The organism is Streptomyces sp. SCPE 10, assembly GCF_051980735.1.
Taxonomy (GTDB): Bacteria; Actinomycetota; Actinomycetes; order Streptomycetales; family Streptomycetaceae; genus Streptomyces; species Streptomyces misionensis.
The window spans coordinates 7,720,345-7,735,143 of the sequence record NZ_CP197069.1 but is presented as its reverse complement, the minus strand read 5'-3'; the positions used below and the strand labels follow the sequence as shown (position 1 = coordinate 7,735,143).

Annotated in this window: 12 protein-coding genes and 1 pseudogene; 5 read left to right on the top strand and 8 right to left on the bottom strand. The window is 72.8% G+C overall.

Annotated features, from left to right (window positions below; genetic code table 11):
* Nucleotides 1-171 precede the first annotated feature (171 nt).
* From ACSP97_RS35115 to ACSP97_RS35095, 5 genes and pseudogenes are all read right to left on the bottom strand, one after another.
* Nucleotides 172-336: a hypothetical protein gene (locus ACSP97_RS35115; RefSeq protein WP_440555886.1), complete on the bottom strand. Its 165-nt coding sequence runs from the start codon at nucleotides 334-336 to the stop codon at nucleotides 172-174.
* Nucleotides 337-442: 106 nt separating this feature from the next.
* Nucleotides 443-949 carry a hypothetical protein gene (locus ACSP97_RS35110; protein ID WP_440555885.1) on the bottom strand — a complete coding sequence of 169 codons (507 nt, stop codon included), beginning with the start codon at nucleotides 947-949 and terminating at the stop codon, nucleotides 443-445.
* 77 nt (nucleotides 950-1,026) lie between these two features.
* A pseudogene (locus tag ACSP97_RS35105) lies at nucleotides 1,027-1,389 on the bottom strand (aspartate aminotransferase family protein); the annotation flags it as partial.
* 129 nt (nucleotides 1,390-1,518) lie between these two features.
* Nucleotides 1,519-1,818, bottom strand: coding sequence for a hypothetical protein (locus ACSP97_RS35100; RefSeq protein ID WP_358676277.1), 300 nt, complete (start codon nucleotides 1,816-1,818; stop codon nucleotides 1,519-1,521).
* Between the two features lie 110 nt (nucleotides 1,819-1,928).
* Complete coding sequence (locus tag ACSP97_RS35095) at nucleotides 1,929-2,900, bottom strand: SDR family NAD(P)-dependent oxidoreductase (RefSeq protein ID WP_355325636.1); 972 nt, start codon at nucleotides 2,898-2,900, stop codon at nucleotides 1,929-1,931.
* Between the two features lie 62 nt (nucleotides 2,901-2,962).
* Between ACSP97_RS35095 and ACSP97_RS35090 the strand changes: the two genes are divergently transcribed.
* Nucleotides 2,963-3,535 carry a TetR/AcrR family transcriptional regulator gene (locus ACSP97_RS35090; protein ID WP_355150951.1) on the top strand — a complete coding sequence of 191 codons (573 nt, stop codon included), beginning with the start codon at nucleotides 2,963-2,965 and terminating at the stop codon, nucleotides 3,533-3,535.
* A gap of 65 nt (nucleotides 3,536-3,600) precedes the next feature.
* Here ACSP97_RS35090 and ACSP97_RS35085 read toward each other — a convergent pair whose 3' ends face one another.
* The 3 genes from ACSP97_RS35085 to ACSP97_RS35075 all read right to left on the bottom strand — a co-directional run bounded on the left by ACSP97_RS35085 (nucleotide 3,601) and on the right by ACSP97_RS35075 (nucleotide 8,531).
* Nucleotides 3,601-4,551 (bottom strand): SDR family NAD(P)-dependent oxidoreductase, encoded by a 951-nt coding sequence (locus ACSP97_RS35085; protein ID WP_358676271.1) that lies wholly within the window; start codon nucleotides 4,549-4,551, stop codon nucleotides 3,601-3,603.
* A gap of 204 nt (nucleotides 4,552-4,755) precedes the next feature.
* A complete protein-coding gene (locus ACSP97_RS35080) occupies nucleotides 4,756-8,073 on the bottom strand; it encodes a tetratricopeptide repeat protein (protein ID WP_440555884.1) in 3,318 nt (1,105 codons plus the stop codon).
* On the bottom strand, nucleotides 8,070-8,531 hold the full coding sequence (locus ACSP97_RS35075) for a hypothetical protein (RefSeq protein ID WP_440555883.1): 462 nt from the start codon (nucleotides 8,529-8,531) through the stop codon (nucleotides 8,070-8,072). Before ACSP97_RS35075 ends, ACSP97_RS35080 begins: the two co-directional genes overlap by 4 nt.
* Nucleotides 8,532-8,914: 383 nt before the next feature.
* Here ACSP97_RS35075 and ACSP97_RS35070 point away from each other — a divergent pair, with 383 nt between their 5' ends.
* The 4 genes from ACSP97_RS35070 (at nucleotide 8,915) to ACSP97_RS35055 (ending at nucleotide 14,781) form a co-directional block, all read left to right on the top strand.
* Nucleotides 8,915-9,205, top strand: a complete 291-nt coding sequence (locus ACSP97_RS35070) for a hypothetical protein (protein ID WP_391869179.1) — start codon at nucleotides 8,915-8,917, stop codon at nucleotides 9,203-9,205.
* 885 nt (nucleotides 9,206-10,090) lie between these two features.
* Complete coding sequence (locus ACSP97_RS35065) at nucleotides 10,091-11,953, top strand: ABC transporter ATP-binding protein (RefSeq protein ID WP_355325956.1); 1,863 nt, start codon at nucleotides 10,091-10,093, stop codon at nucleotides 11,951-11,953.
* A 115-nt stretch (nucleotides 11,954-12,068) separates the two neighbouring features.
* Nucleotides 12,069-13,562, top strand: coding sequence for an NUDIX domain-containing protein (locus ACSP97_RS35060; protein ID WP_440555882.1), 1,494 nt, complete (start codon nucleotides 12,069-12,071; stop codon nucleotides 13,560-13,562).
* 154 nt (nucleotides 13,563-13,716) lie between these two features.
* Nucleotides 13,717-14,781, top strand: a complete 1,065-nt coding sequence (locus ACSP97_RS35055; protein ID WP_355150963.1) for a bifunctional GNAT family N-acetyltransferase/NUDIX hydrolase — start codon at nucleotides 13,717-13,719, stop codon at nucleotides 14,779-14,781.
* Nucleotides 14,782-14,799: the final 18 nt, after the last annotated feature.

Here is a 14,799-nt window from a genome sequence, read left to right as displayed (position 1 = left end):
GCGTGCCGGGAATGCCGGCACGGCAGCGTTCGGCCTCTGACCGGCCGACCGTGCACGGCTGCGTCCACGCCCCCGAGCATGCCACCGGGGGCGTGGACGTGGGTGCGACCGTCATGCCTTGAGTGGCCTACGGGAGACTCAAGCCCCTGCTCGCCCGCCGTTGGTGACGGCTCACGACGTGGTCCAGGTGTTCCCGCAGCCCAAGCCAATGATCTCCGCCGGGTCGCCCTTGCGTACCAGGCCGCGTTCGATCCGGCCCGTCGCCATGACCGCCCTGCCCTGTCGCAGGCGAAAGAGGTCTTCGACGGGCATCAGGAACGGCTCCATCGCGCCCACCACTGACTCACCTCGAAGTCCGCTCATGAGTACCCGTGCTCCCTGGTGACCGCACCTGGTCGCCACGAACGGGAGTGGGTGGCTGACACCACGGCCACGCCCCGGATCAGACCAGAGCCGGCTGGTGCGGGCGTGCGCACCCGTCGTGCCGGAGATGCAGGCGGCGAAGGTCTTGCAGGGCGGCGACGGGAAAGGGGTACCGGACCCACTTCGCCAGGTAACCGTCCTCGCCGTGGAGCCGCAGCACGGATTGCGCAGCCTCCATGACGGCGTGACCGAGCACGGTCCGCGGTTGCCGGGAGCCCCAGACGGGTGTGCCGTCCTCGTCGGGCGCGTCGTAACTCGTGGACACGTCGGGAAAGCGGTAGACCGCCATGTCGACGTCCGCTCCCCTGCCGCGCAGTACCCAGCGCGCTTCGGCTGGTTCGAGATCGAAGGAGAACCGCTGAACGGATGTGGGGCCGTAGAGACCGATCACGCCGTGGAGCACATCGGAAAGGGCATCCGTGCAGTAACTGACGACGTTCTTCAGCACCGCCGAGCCGTCTGCGACGCGGCACTGCGCCCAACCACTGCCGCTCAGCTCCCAATCGAACTGCAGATCTTCCGTCATCCCACCCCTCCCCTTGATCGTCTCGGGAGACAGTACAGCCGCTCCGTCCCGCACACCGGCACTGGCGATCCCACTGGTCGGGGTGCGGTGACGCGGGCGTGGTCCCGCGCGGTCTTCACGGCCAGCAGGATCGACTCGGTGCCGCCGCTGGTGAAACTGCCCTGCGCGCCCGGCACTCCGAGGATCGCGGAGACCGCGCCCACCACGTCGTTCTCCAGCCGGGCCACGCTCGGGAAGACCGTCGGGTCGAGGCCGTTGACCGTGGCGAACACGCCGTACGCGGTGGCGGCCAGCTCGTCGACGTCGGGCAGGCCGGCGTCGTAGACGTAGGCGAACGTCCGGCCGCCCCGGGTGGGTGCGTCGGCGGCGCGCAACTCGCGCAGCTCGGCCAGCAGTTGGTCGGCCGGACGGCCCGCGGGCAGCGTCGGCGTGGGGCGTATGAAGCGGGCGGTCGGCTCGACGGGCTCGGACTCACGGGGCACGGTCGGTTCCTCTCCGTCTCGGTGCACGGGGACTGCTCCTCTGTTGTGCAGAAAGCCTCGGTTGGTCCCGCCTCCGCCGGCCCCCGGTCAGCGCGCGGTCACCCCGCGCATGGCGAACCGCAGTTCCTCGAACAGGTCACGCAGCTCGCCGGGCATACGGGGCGCCGCGTCCGCGCCCGCCTCCAGCAGGATCCGGACCCCGCCGCGGAACTCGCTGTCGCCGGTGGGCTCGCCCAGCATCCGCGCCACCTCGGTCAAGGGCACGACGATGGAGGTCTCGACCTCGCCCGGGAGGCTGTCGAGGTAGGCGTCGTCCTCGGTGAGCACGAGATCCACGATGCGGCGGGCGGCTTCCCTGACGGTCTGTGGAGCACTGTCGAACGGCACGGCCACTCCGTGTGGATGAGGCAGGCTTCTCGCAACCCGCTGACAACATGCGCCAGTTGGACAGGGGTCACCGTATCCCCCGTCTCAAGCACCCGCCCAGGGCGGAGGGTTCAAGCGCGCAGGAGATCGGTCGAGACCGCCCAGAGGCGCTCGGCGAGGGCGGGGTCGAGCGCCCATTCCTTGACGCCGTGGGGGTGGCGCGCGAGGTCGGCGTCGTTCGGCACGGTGTACGCCTCCCGCGCGTCATCGAGGTAGTGGCCGCCGGAGTGGGCGAAGGCCGGGAAGACGGCCGCGACGATGCTGGTGGCGGCCCCCTGTTCGACCGTCTTGTAGGTGAAGACGCCCGCGGCCTCCGCGGCGTCGAGCGACCGCCTCTGCCGTGGGGTGAAGTTCCGCTGCAGTCCGGTGGCGACGCCGCCGGGGTTCACGGCGTTGGCGACGATCCCGTCCGCCGCCCACAGCCGGGTGGCCTCGACGGCGAACAGGGAGTTCGCCGTCTTCGACCGGGCGTAGGCGATCTGCGGGTCGTAGTCGCGGTGTTCGAAGTGGAGGTCGTCGAAGTCGACGCCGGCGCGCATGTGCGCGGTCGAACTCACCGAGACGATCCGGGCGCCGTCGCGGTCGCGGGCTCCTCGGGCCAGGGCGTCGTGCAGGCCGGTGGCGAGGGCGAAATGGCCGAGGTGGTTGGTCGCGAATTGCAGCTCCCAGCCCTCAAGGGTTCGTTCGAGACCGCCGGTGACCACGCCCGCGTTGTTGATCAGCAGGTGCAGCGGGCCGTGCCACGCGGCGACGAAGCGCGCGACGGTCGTCCTGTCGGCGAGGTCGAGCCGGGCCACTTGGGGCCGGGGTCTTCCGGTGGACCGTGCGATCGCCTCGGCGGCGGTGTGGCCCGCGGCGGTGTTCCGGACCGCGAGGGTGACCTCGGCCCCGGCGGCGGTCAGCGCGCGAGCGGTCTCGGTCCCGATTCCGGAGGACGCACCGGTCACAACGGCGCGGACACCGGTCAGATCGATGCCTCGCAGCACGTCGTCCGCGGTGCTTGCGGCGGTGAAGGGCGTGGAGATGAGCGAAGGGTCGGCCATGCCAGGACTATACAGAGTGAACTTGACTTGTATAGCTCGTAACGTCCTCCTATGCTCGGTCCATGAGCAGCCCTGATGCCGGCCACCCGTCCTCGGCGGCCACCGACAGCAGTCGGCGGACCGTGGTCTTGGACGCCGCCCTGGCCACTTTCGCGCGCTTCGGCTACCGGAAGACCTCGATGGAGGCGGTGGCGCAGGCGGCACGGATCTCCCGGCCGGGGCTCTACTTCCTGTTCTCCTCGAAGGAGGCGCTGTTCCGTGCCGCCGTCACCCAGGCCCTGGAACGCGACATCGCAGCGGTCGAACAGGTCCTGGCCGACACCGGACGTCCCCTGCCGGAGCGTCTCCTCGAAGCGTTCGACCAGTGGGCGGGCCGCTACATCGGCCCGTTGGCCCGCGATGTCGCGGAGGTCATCGAGGCCAACCCCGATCTGCTCGGCGAGACGGCCGAGACTGCGCCGCGGCGTTTCGAGGAGCTGATCACCGATGCGATCGCCGCGCAGACCGGACGAGCGGGGGCGCTCGCCGTCGCGCAGACGATGATCAGCGCGTCGATCGGCCTCAAACACCAGGCGCCGTCAAGGGAGTTCTACCTCGAACGGCTGAAGGTCGCGATCGATCTCCTGACGCGCTGAGCGGGCCCGGCCGCGCCTCGCCCCGGCCGCCGACCCGTTGTCGTCAGCCAGGGCGCACTTCCGCGCTATCCGGGTATCGAGCCGGGGTCGACGCCGGTCAGGTCGCAGCTCGCGTCCCACAACCGCGTCGCCACCAGGGTGTCGGTGAGGTGGTGCCACACCGGTTCGCATCGGGGTTCGCCGCGCAGGCCGAAGACGCGGGGTTCCCACATCCGGCCCTCGGGCACGGCCGGGTCGAGCACCGCCCGGACCGCGGGCCACGCGCCGGCGTCCTTGCCCTGGACGAGGAGGGCCGCAGGTGCCGCGCCCAGCCGTGCGCCGGCGGTCCGTACATGGACGGGCGGCCGGGACGGGGTGAGGGAGTCCAGCGCGCCACCGGGATGGGCCAGCACGCCGGCCACCGTACTGCCGGCGGCGCGCAGGCGGCGGTCGAGTTCGAGGCTGAAGTACATCTGCGCCAGCTTGGACCGCGCGTAGGCGCGTTTGGGCCGGTAGTCCTTCCGGGACTGGAGATCGTCCAGGTCGAGCCGTTCCGACTTCGCCGCGAAGCTGCCGATGGTCACGACGCGGGCCGCCGGGGCGGCCGACAGCAGCGGCATCAGCCACCGGGTCAACGCGAAGTGCCCGAGGTGGTTCGTGCCGAACATCAGCTCGTGGCCCTCGCCCGTCTCCCTGCGTGGCGGGTCGTCGAGGGCGACGCCGGCATTGAGGACCACCGCGTCGAGGCGGTCGACCGCCAGTGATTCCGCCGCTGTGCGCAGCGTGGAGAGGTCGGCGAGGTCCATCCGTACGGCACGCACCCGCGCGCCGGGGACCCGCGCGCGGATCGAGGCCATCGCGTTCTCGGCCTTCGCAGGGTTCCGGCTGCCGAGCACGACGGTCGCCCCGGTCGCCGACAGCTGCTCCGCGACGAAGTACCCGATGCCGGCGTTGCCGCCGGTGACCAGGAAGGTGCTGCCGTCGGCACGCGGCAGCCGTGCGACGTTCCAGGGCGGATCTTTGGGTGCGAACGACATGCGGCGGGGCTCCCTTGCTGATGGGGACGGTCGCGGCTGCGTGCCGGGCGACTCGTCACCACCGTTCCAGCGGTCACCGACACATCGCCTGCGCGGCACCGACAGCCCCGCCCGGCCACCGACATCCCGCCGACAGCACACCGACCCGTGCCGGCCCGCCGGTCTTCCGGCGTGTCCGCTGCCGGCCGCCGGGGACGGCCCGGCTCAGGCATCCTCCGTTTCCGAGGTCTCCGAGGTCTCCGAGGTCTCCGAGGTCTCCGACGGGGCGTCGTCGCCGAGTGCCTGGAGCACCAGGGAGTGGGCGGTCAGGGCATCGCTGAGCAGGGGGGATTCCGGGGGGAGGTGCTCCGAGATCCCGCGGGCGATACGAACGGCCTCGGTACTCGCCTGGAGAGCCTGCTTCAGCTCGATGCCGGCGCCGACCCGGACCAGGGCGAGGAGGCGCAGCACGTTGACGAACTGCGGGAGGTACGCCGTGTCCGCCGCGGCCAGTTCCCGGAGCATCGACAACCCGAAGTTCAGGGACTGCACGGCGTGCTCCGGCCGACCGGCCTCCGACAGCCTGATGCCGACGAGGGTCGCCGCGGTCGCCAGGTGCGGGCGGTAGGAATCCGGATCGGCCCTCGCGGGCTCCTCGAGGGCGAGCATGGCACCGGCGGACAGACGTACGGCCTCCCCTGCCCGGCCCGTCTCGACCAGCAGGGTGCCCAGCAGGTTCACGGAGTCCAGCAGCGGTGACGCGTCGGCGGCCGTCCCGGTCCGCGCGAGCCCGCGGCGCAGGTCGACCGCCTCGGTGAGGTGCGCCAGGGCCTGCTCCCGGCGGCCCGCACCGGCGAGACGTGCGCCCACGGAGTGCAGCGCGGTGGCGAGCACGGGTGCCCGGGAGGGGTCGGCTTCGGCCGAGCGGCGCCGCACGGCGAGCAGTTCCTCGGCGGCGTCCAGGGCCTCGTCGTGGCGTCCCTCCCGGGTGAGCCAGTGGTCCAGGGCGTGGAGGGCGGTCGCGTGGTCGGGCAGATGTACCGGATCGGTGGCGGCTATCCGGCGCCAGAGGCCGACCGCCTGCTCCGCGGGGGCGAGGCCGTCGTGCGGGTCCGCGAGCTGGGAGAGGCGGATGCTGAGGTTGGTCAGCGACCGTGCCAGGTCGGGCCGGTGGCGCTCCGGGTCGGCGGCCATGAGCCGTTCGCGTATCTCCAGGCCCTTGCGTGTGGCCTCCAGGGCGTCCTCGGGCCGCCCGAGGCGGGCGAGGGCGTTGCCGAGGTTGTCCCAGGCCATGGCCAGGTGCGGGAGGTGGGCCGCCGGGTTGGCCTCGGCGAGTTCGCGGTACAGGCGCACGGCCTCCTCGGTGAGCTGGTGGGCCCGCTCCGGCCTGTCGGCAACCATCAGCCACTGGCCGCAGTCGAGCAGTGTCATCGCGAGGTCGGGCAGGTACCGCATCCGGTCGGCGCCGGCCAGCCGTCGGTGGAGCTCCAGCGCGTCCTGCGCGGCGCGTACGCCCTCGTCCAGGCGCCCGCACTGGGACAGCGCGTTGCTCAGGTTGGTCAACGCGGTCGCCCTCGTGGGCAGATGTGTCTCGGGGTCGTCGTCCGCCGGTGGCCCGAGCAGTTCGACGGCCTCGGCGGCGTGCCCGGCCGCTTCCGCCGCCCGGCCGGTGCGCAGCAGGTGGACACCGAGGTTGTTCAGCGCCATGGCCAGTCCCACGGAGTGCTCGGCGCGGTCCGCGGCGGCCAGCGCCCGGTACGCGTCGACGGCTTCCCGAAGGGGCTCGGACGCCTCGTCGAACCGGCCGGCGGTGGTGAGGTGCGCGGCGAGGCCGTTGAGGGCGTCCGCCAGCGCGGGCAGCGCGGCGGGGTCGTCGGCGGCGGCCCGGCGGCCGAGCTCCACCGCTTCCCGCGCCGCGTCGGCGGCCTCGCGCAGCAGCCCCGCGTTGCCGTGGCGCCAGGCGAGGTGGGAGAGGAGTCCGGCCTGTTCGGCCGGGCCGAGGTCGCCGGTGCGGAGCCGGTGCCGGACGATGCGCCGGGTCACGGCCGCCACGCCGAGGTCGAGGTCGACGTGGCGTTCTTCCGGCAGGTGCGGTGCGACGAACTCCAGCACGGCGTCCGGCAGGCCGTCCAGGTCGCACAAACGGCTGAGGGTGGTGCCGCCGGCGGCCCGGGCGAGGGCGGGCCGGTGCAGCAGCATCGGGATCAGATGGCGGTCGACGATGTGCGGCCAGCGGCGGGCGGTTTCGACGAGCACCGTGAGCACCTGACGGGCGTACGGCGGCGGCCGGCCGTCGTCCGGGTGCTCCAGCAGCATCGCCGGGGCGGCCCCGGCCCAGGGGTCCGTGGCGTGGTAGCCGTACCGGTCCTCCCGGCCGGGGAGGGTGAGGGCGAGGAAGTCCTCGGCGAGCCGGTCGGGTGAGAGGCTTTCGAAGAGCAGTCGGGCCGTTTGCGGCGGGTAGCACCGCGCGTGGTCCCGCAGGACCTGCTCGGCGTCGGCCGCCTCGGTGGCGGCGGTGCGGGTCAGGGCCGCGGCGGCGGCATCGGCCGTCAGCGGCGGGGTGAGCGTGGCGACGTACACCGCGCGGCGCATCTCGCGCGGGCCGGTGCGTACCGGCCCGCGGCCGCCGTCGTGGCCGGACCGCCAGTGGTCGTGCTCGCGGTCCAGCAGGTACGTGGACAGGGCGGCCAGGTCGCGGCCGGACGGCGGGGTGACGCCGCGCACCGCCGCGTCCACGTCCACCAGTGCCTTCATGTGGACTGCGAGCATCAGGTCGAACGCGGGGTCGGCCAGCTCGGCGGGAACCCGGACGGCGGTGGGGTCGGCGAGGCCGAGGGCGCCGGCGAACGCGTCCCGTGCCGAGGCGTAGACGGTGCCGCGCGCCTCGGGGTGCTCCGGCAGGCCGGGCAGGTGGACGGTGTCGGTGTCGAGGATGTCGAGCTTGGACAGCTGGTGGGCCAGGTCCTGCCACCAGTCCCCGGCGGGCCGGGACAGCAGCAGGATGCGCAGGCGGTCGCGTGCGGCGGCGCTGTGCTGCCGGATCAGGGTGATGAGGTCGGGCAGCGGCCAGCGCTCCGCGTAGTCGACGACGATGACCAGGCCGGGCGAGCGGACCGCCAGTGTCTCGTCGCTTCCGCCGGCGGAGGCGACCTCGCTCCGGTGCCGGGCCTGGGCCACCGTCCAGCCCGCTTCGGCCGACCGCGCGGCGAACTCGGCTGCGAGCCGGGTCTTGCCCTGGCCGCCCTCACCGTGCAGCAGCCGTACCGTGAGCCCCGGTGCGATGTCGTCCCGCCATGCCTCCAGCAGCTCCAGTTCCGGGCGCGGAGCGAAGGGGACCAGCCGGTGCCGGGCCGTCAGCAGGCGGCTGGGCACGCGCCGCAGGCCCGGCGGGATGGGCCCGGCGTCCAGTGGATACGGCTCGACCCGGTAGGGCGGGGTGCTGCGGTAGATGTAGTTGTACTGGTCCGCGCCCTGGACGGCGTTGATCCGGCCGCCGTGCGCGGTGAGGTTCTGGATGAAGACCGTGCCGTCCGACTCGCTCATGCCTCGTCGTCCGCGTCACCGTCCGTGCGGGGTCTGTCCATGTACTGGTTGTACTGGTTGCCGCCCTGCACGACGTTGGCGACGGAATGGTCGTGCGTGTGGACGTTCTGCGTCCAGCGGCGGCCGTCCTCCGGGAGCCGCTCTCGGATCCGGTCGATGAGTTCGGTCAGTTCCGGTGCCGCGCCCGGGTGCTCGCGCAGCAGGCGGAGCAGCCGCAGCCGCCAGGGGCCGATCAGTGCCTCCCGGGCCGCGGCGGCGTCCTCCCCGGTCACCAGGGCCGCATCGTTGTCCAGTTGGGTCTCGATCTCGCGCAGGCCGTTCCCACGGCGGTGGAACAGCCGCGCGAAGCCCCCGCGGCCCGCCTGCCACGCGTCCGTGGCCATGGCCGCGACCAGCGTCGAGGCACCCGTCATCGCCAGCGTCTCCGCCATCTGCTGCATGTTCTGGGAATCTGGCACGGTCTCCCCCCTCCGGCCGCCGTGCGAACGGGACGGCGGCGCCGTTCGGGGAGAACGTACACCTCTCAATGACCGTACGCGCTACGGTATTTGACGATCGGTGTGCCGGATCGGCGGGGCCGCCCCTCCCCCGTCCGGCGTCCCGCCTGCCCGGCCGTTCACCGCACGTCCATGGTGGCGGTCAGCACTCCTCAGCATCCGCATCCGGTGCGGACAACCGGAACGGGGCCGGGAGGGGCGGAAACGGCCACTGCCGGGAGCGACCTCACCGGTTCGGGCCATCGGCCGGCCCGCGCCGTGGACGACGCCCTTCGGCGGGTATCCGCGTCCTCATCGGGACGCGGCGCTGCCGGCGCCCCCCTGCGGCGAGAGGAGAACGGCACATGGCCACCGACGCGAACTCCGCGAGGATCACCGGGAGGGTCCACGGCCGGGACATCACCCTGGAAGGCGGCTTGTCGAGGGACGAGATCCGGAGCCGGTTGTGGTGGTGGCGGCCCGAGGATCCCAAGGGCTCCGGGGAGCGGGAAGACCGTGCCCACGAGTCCGAGGACTCCGGGACGGACGTGATCGCCACCTTGGGCGGGTATTACGAGATCTCCGAGGATCCCGGCAGCCAAGGGGCGGAAGAGCTGGTGGAGTTGGTGTACGCGGAGCTCAACCCGGCCGACTGACGCGCCCCGTCGGTGGCGAACGCGGGCGTACGGCAGCGGCAACCGGGGGCCCGGGAGTCACGCCGGCGCTACGTCCATGAATCGGCACGTCGCCGTGGGAACGACTCGTCAGCGCTCCCGTCGCCGCTCCTGCGATGCCGCCGCCGACTGGGCGGCGGCCGCGGAGTCGCAGGCGGCTCGGGCGTCGGCGATGGCGGTGTGGTGCCGCTGCGCCCAGTCGAGCAGCCGGGTGAGACGGATGTGCAGCTCCTGATGCTGCGGCCCACGCCACCCACGCCCGGAGGGCGGTTCAGCACCTCTCCCGAGCACGAAACCGCGGCCTCCTGACCCGCTCCGCCCGAAGCCCGGTGACCGGAGGGGCGCGGTTTGGCGGGGCAGACCTCCCCACGGCCGAGTTCATCCTGCAGGCCTCCCTGCGACCCGACCGGCGAGCATCGGCGTTTCGGCCACGGCCACGATCGGCGGCCGGGCCGCTTGGGCAAGGGTCGATGTATCCGGCACGAACGCGCATTCGCGTGCCACCGGGATTTCCAGCACGTCCGAAAGACGTGTGTTCGAGACGCGGCCCCTCGTCGTTGATCCCGGTGACCTGCTCCTCTTCCCGGAGGCCGCCATGTACCGCCTGCCCAATCCCCACACCACCCTTCCGCCCGCTCCTGCCGCACCCACCCCGCCCGCGAGCACGCCCGCACCGGCACGGCACACCACGGACTCCGTCCGTGCGGCATGTCCGGATACGAGGTGGGCGGCATGAGCAGCGCCACCGGTGAATCAGCCGACAGCGTCCCCGAGCCGCGCACCACCGCGCCGACCGAGTCCGCGGGCAGCCCCGGCCTTTCGAACGCACGGCAGGACAGCGCGCCGGAGTCCGGCGCCCGGCCGCAGATGAGGTACGTCGATCTGACCGGCAGCCGTGAGGCCGCCGGCCGCTCGATCCGACTGCGTGACATGGCCCGGCGATTGCCCCAGTTGGTGCGCCGCTCGCTGGCGCTGGCCTGGCAGGTCGACCGTCCGGCGACCGTCGGCCTCCTGGTGTGCCAAGCCGTCGGCGGCGTCATGCAGGCCCTCGGCCTGGTCGCCATCAGCGGCACCCTCACCGCGCTGCTCACCAGCAAGGACGTCTACGACCGGCTACTTGAGGCGTGGCCGTCCGTGGCCCTGCTGGCCGGTACCGCCGGTATGCGCGCGCTGTTGGGCATCACCGTCAACTGGCTGTCCGCCCGGCTGGGCCCGCTGATGTCGCGCGAGGCGGAGCAGCAACTGCTGCTCGGCTGCGCCGGTGTCGAACTGTGCGCCTACGACGACCCGGAGTTCAACCGCGCCCGTGAGGCAGCCGACCGCGGGGCACAGGTCACCGGGGACCTGATCGACGAGGGACAGGACCTGATCGCCTCGGCCGCCTCGTTCGTCGCCGGGGCGCTCGTGCTGACCGGGGTCAACTGGCTGCTCCTGCCGCTCCTGATCGCGGCGAGCCTGCCGCAGGCCCTGGCCCAGGTCAGTGCCGCGCGGGTGCGGTACCTGGCGAACCTGCGCAGCAACGGCGATCTGCGCATGCTGTCGGTGCTGCGCTGGCACATCTACAACAGGGACGCCGCCGACCAGATCCGCGCCGGCACCATGGCCCCGTTCCTGTCCGGCCGGTACCGGGAGACGGTCGCCCGGATCAACCGCGAGGACCGCGCCGCGGCCGACAAGGGCGCCCGTATGTCCCTGGTCGGCGCGCTGTGCGGTGGCCTCGGCTCGGCCGTCGTGTGGGCGGCGGTCGTCCTGCTGCTGGCGGATGGGCGCATCACCGTCGGCCACGCGGGGACGGCCGTTTTCGCGCTGCAGATGGTGGGCCAGTCGGTCCGCGGCCTGGTGGCCATCGGCGCCCGAGCCGTGCGCACGGGCCTGTACATGGACGACTGGAGCGACTTCCTGGAAAGAGCCGGCGGATTCCGTATGCGCCGGGGCACGCACCGCCCCGAGGCGCCGAAGACGATCGAGGTCAAATCGGTCACGCACCGCTACGCGGGCAAGGACCACGATGCCCTCTGCGACGTCTCGCTGACCTTGCGCCGCGGGGAGGTCACCGCTCTGGTCGGCTTCAACGGGTCGGGGAAGTCCACGCTGTCCAAACTGATCAGCGGTCTGAACCTGCCCACGGCCGGGGCGGTGCTCTGGGACGGACTGCCCACCGGCGAGGCCGACCCGCAGGCCCTGTGGCGCCAAGTCGCCCTGGTACCCCAGGACTACGCGCACTGGCCCCTGACCGTACGGGAGAACGTGAACCTGGGGCAGCCCACCGCCGGTGGCGACGCGGCGGTGCTGGAGGCGTGCGAGGCCGCCGGCGCCGACGAGGTCGTCGGCAAACTCGCCTCCGGCCTGGACACCCTCCTGGCCCGCGAGTGGCTCAACGGCGAGGAACTCAGCGGCGGCCAATGGCAACGCATCGCTCTGGCCAGGGCGTTCTTCCGCGAGGCCGGGCTGCTGGTCCTCGACGAACCGACCGCGAACCTCGACCCCCGTGCCGAGTACCGCATCTTCCAGCGGCTGCGCGGTCTCGCCCGGGACCGCGTGGTCCTGCTGGTGACCCACCGCATCACCAATGTGGCCGTGGCCGACCGGATCGTCGTCCTCGACGAGGGCCGGGTCGTCCAGGAGGGCACCTACCGGGAGCTGTCCCAACAGCCCGGCCTGTTCCAGCAGTTGCTGTCCTTCCAGGTCACCTCGGAACCGGCCCGCGAGCAGCCCGGGGCCCCCGCGTGAGCCGCGTCGAAACCGGTTCGGCCCGAACCGCCCACGTCTGCATGCGCGGCCACGCGCCGCTTGTCCACACCCCGCAACCCGCACACCCCGCTCCACACCCTGCCGAGGTGATGACGTGCCACCCACCCGCTCCCACATCCGCGCGACCACCGAGGCGTACCTGACCCGGCATCCGCAGGAGACGGACGCCTTGGCCGGACTCTTCACCCTCCTCGACGGCCCCACCGAGCCGACGAGCCGTACGACGCTGCCCGGTCACATCACGTGCAGCGCCGCGGTCGTCGACCGGAACCGGCGCGTCCTGCACATCGGTCACAAGGCGTCGGGAAAACTGCTCGCCCCCGGTGGTCACGTCGAGGACGACCGGACCCTTCTGGCCGCCGCGCTGCGCGAAGTGTGCGAAGAAACGGGGCTTCGCCCCGGGGAGCTGTGCCTGACCCCGCGGTTCCTCGGCGCCCCGGTCGACATCGACGTCCACGACATCGACGCCGGCCCGGCAGGCGGCGAACCCCCGCACCGGCACTTCGACTTCCGCTTCGCCTTCTACCTCACGGCCGCGCAGCCGCCGCAACTCACACCGCGCCAGGAGGAGGTCTCCTGCGTCCGGTGGCTCGCCCTCGCCGACGTCAGGTCGCCGACGCTGCGTGCCAAACTCCTGGACGCCGAGGCCCACGGCCTCGACGGGCGACCCGAGCCGGTCAACGCCTCCGCCCTGATCCACGACGGGAACGGCCGCTACCTGCTCCATCTGCGCGATCACCGGGACGGCATCTGGGAGCCGTGGTCCCTCGCCCTGCTGGGCGGCGGCCGCGAGCCCGGCGACGCCGAACTGGAAGCCACCCTGCGCCGTGAACTCGCCGAGGAAGTGCCCGGGCTGGAACCCACCGGTCTGACGCCGTACGCCGTGGAGACGGCGACCAGCGTCGACGGCCTCACCGTACCGGTCCAGGTTTACGAGGGCCGCTGGAGCGGGCACCCCGACTCCGTGGACCTGCGCGAAGGCGTCCTCCTGCGGTGGTTCACCGTCGACATGCTCGACCGGGTACGCCTGAGCTCCGGCCTCGGCAGCCTCATCCGCCGGCACGCGGCCGAACACCCCACGCCCGGCGGCCCACGCACGAAGGAAACGCCTCCCGCTTCGCGGCGCGGCGGAGGCGTGCCGTCGCGCCGGGCCGAACTCCACATCGTCGGCGTTCATCTCCTCCTCCGGGACGACGACGGGCGGATCCTCCTCGGCCTGCGCCACCCCGACTCCGCGTACGGCGGCGGTCGGTGGCACATGCCGGCCGGGCACTGCGAGCGGGAGTCCGCCGTCGCCTGCCTGGTGAGAGAGGCCAGGGAAGAGGCCAACCTGGTCATCGACCCGGCGCAGGTCGAGTTCGTGCACCTGGTCCACCATGCCGGCCCCGACGACGCCCGACCGCGTCTCCAGCTCTTCTTCCAGGCCCATGCCTGGTCGGGCACCCCGGAGGTCCGCGAACCCGACCGCTGCCTGGAGTGGCGATGGTGGGCGCCCGAGTCCTGTCCGGCAGAACTGGTCCCCTACACCCGCACCGCCATCGCGGACATCCTCGCGGGCCGGACCTACGCGCAGCGGGGATGGACGTGACCGGCGGGCCGGACGGCGACGGCCCGCAGCACGTCACCGCCGGTACCGGCCCGAAGGCCCTCACCTGGACGCTGCCCCCGTACCGCCCGCTCCCCCGCCGGTCCTCGTCACTCGCCGGGCGCGGATCGCTCGGCTCGCTTCGGAAAGGCACCTCATGAACACCGACACCGCCTCTGCCGCCACGGCCCGGCCGCCGGCCGTCGCCGAGCCGCCCCCGGTCCGCATGGCCACGCCGGCCGACGCCGAGGGCATCGTCCGCCTGCGCTCCTCGTACGTGCTGTCCCAACCGCTGAGCGAGGAGTGGATCCGGCGGTGCACCGCCCGGCTGGCTCCCCGGCTGGCACCGGCCGGAGACGCCCGCTGCTTCGTCATCGACGCCGCGGACGGCTCGCTGGCAGCGTGCGCCCTGGGACTGATCCACCCCGTGCTCCCGGCCCCGGCCCACCCCCGGGGGCTGGCCGCCCGTGTGCACGTGGTGGCCACCCGCCCGGAACTCCGCCGCCGCGGCTACGCCCGAGCCGTCGTCGGCGCCCTGCTCGACCGGCTCCACACGGAACACGTCACCCTTTTCGAAGCGCACGCCGATGACGAGACGGCTCCCCTGTACCGCGAACTGGGTTTCTCGGCCGGTTCCACGCTGATGCGGATGATCCGGCCGCCGGAGCCCGCCGCCCCGGGCGTACCGGAACGCGGGGACGACCTGAGGGGGACCGGCCCGGGCTGGATGCCGCCCGAGCAGTACGCCGAGACGGTTCCGAAGGCCACGTGCTTCGCGTGCCTGTACTTCACCGACGAGGACGACCGGCCGCTGCAGTTGCACTCCGTCTACTCGCCCGCGCACCCGTGGCAGTTGGTGGGCGGCACGATGGATCCCGGTGAGCGCCCGTGGGAGACGGCCGTACGGGAGTGCGCGGAGGAGACCGGCCTGACGGTGACCGGCCCGCCGCGGCTGCTGGCGACGGTGTACGGGCTACCCGGCGACGAGTGGCCCTACAGCACGATCGGCTGCGTCTTCGACGGCGGCCGGCTGTCCGCGGCACAGATCGACGGCATCGTCCTGGACCCGGACGAGCACGACGAGGTGCGGGTCCTGCCGCTGCCCGCGTGGCGGTCCTTGATGCCCCCGCGCGACTTCGCCCGCCTGAGCACCGTGGCCCGGGCCCGCCACACCGGCCAGGCCGCCTACTTCGACACCTGGGACTGGGAGACGACGGTGTGAGCGGCACCGGGCCGTCGC

Excerpts from the sequence above, each read along its gene's own strand:
- ACSP97_RS35055 (WP_355150963.1), top strand. The coding sequence starts at position 13,717 with ATGAACACCGACACCGCCTCTGCCGCCACGGCCCGGCCGCCGGCCGTC.
- ACSP97_RS35095 (WP_355325636.1), bottom strand. The coding sequence starts at position 2,900 with ATGGCCGACCCTTCGCTCATCTCCACGCCCTTCACCGCCGCAAGCACC.
- ACSP97_RS35070 (WP_391869179.1), top strand. The coding sequence starts at position 8,915 with ATGGCCACCGACGCGAACTCCGCGAGGATCACCGGGAGGGTCCACGGC.
- ACSP97_RS35090 (WP_355150951.1), top strand. The coding sequence starts at position 2,963 with ATGAGCAGCCCTGATGCCGGCCACCCGTCCTCGGCGGCCACCGACAGC.
- ACSP97_RS35080 (WP_440555884.1), bottom strand. The coding sequence starts at position 8,073 with ATGAGCGAGTCGGACGGCACGGTCTTCATCCAGAACCTCACCGCGCAC.
- ACSP97_RS35065 (WP_355325956.1), top strand. The coding sequence starts at position 10,091 with ATGAGGTACGTCGATCTGACCGGCAGCCGTGAGGCCGCCGGCCGCTCG.
- ACSP97_RS35110 (WP_440555885.1), bottom strand. The coding sequence starts at position 949 with ATGACGGAAGATCTGCAGTTCGATTGGGAGCTGAGCGGCAGTGGTTGG.
- ACSP97_RS35085 (WP_358676271.1), bottom strand. The coding sequence starts at position 4,551 with ATGTCGTTCGCACCCAAAGATCCGCCCTGGAACGTCGCACGGCTGCCG.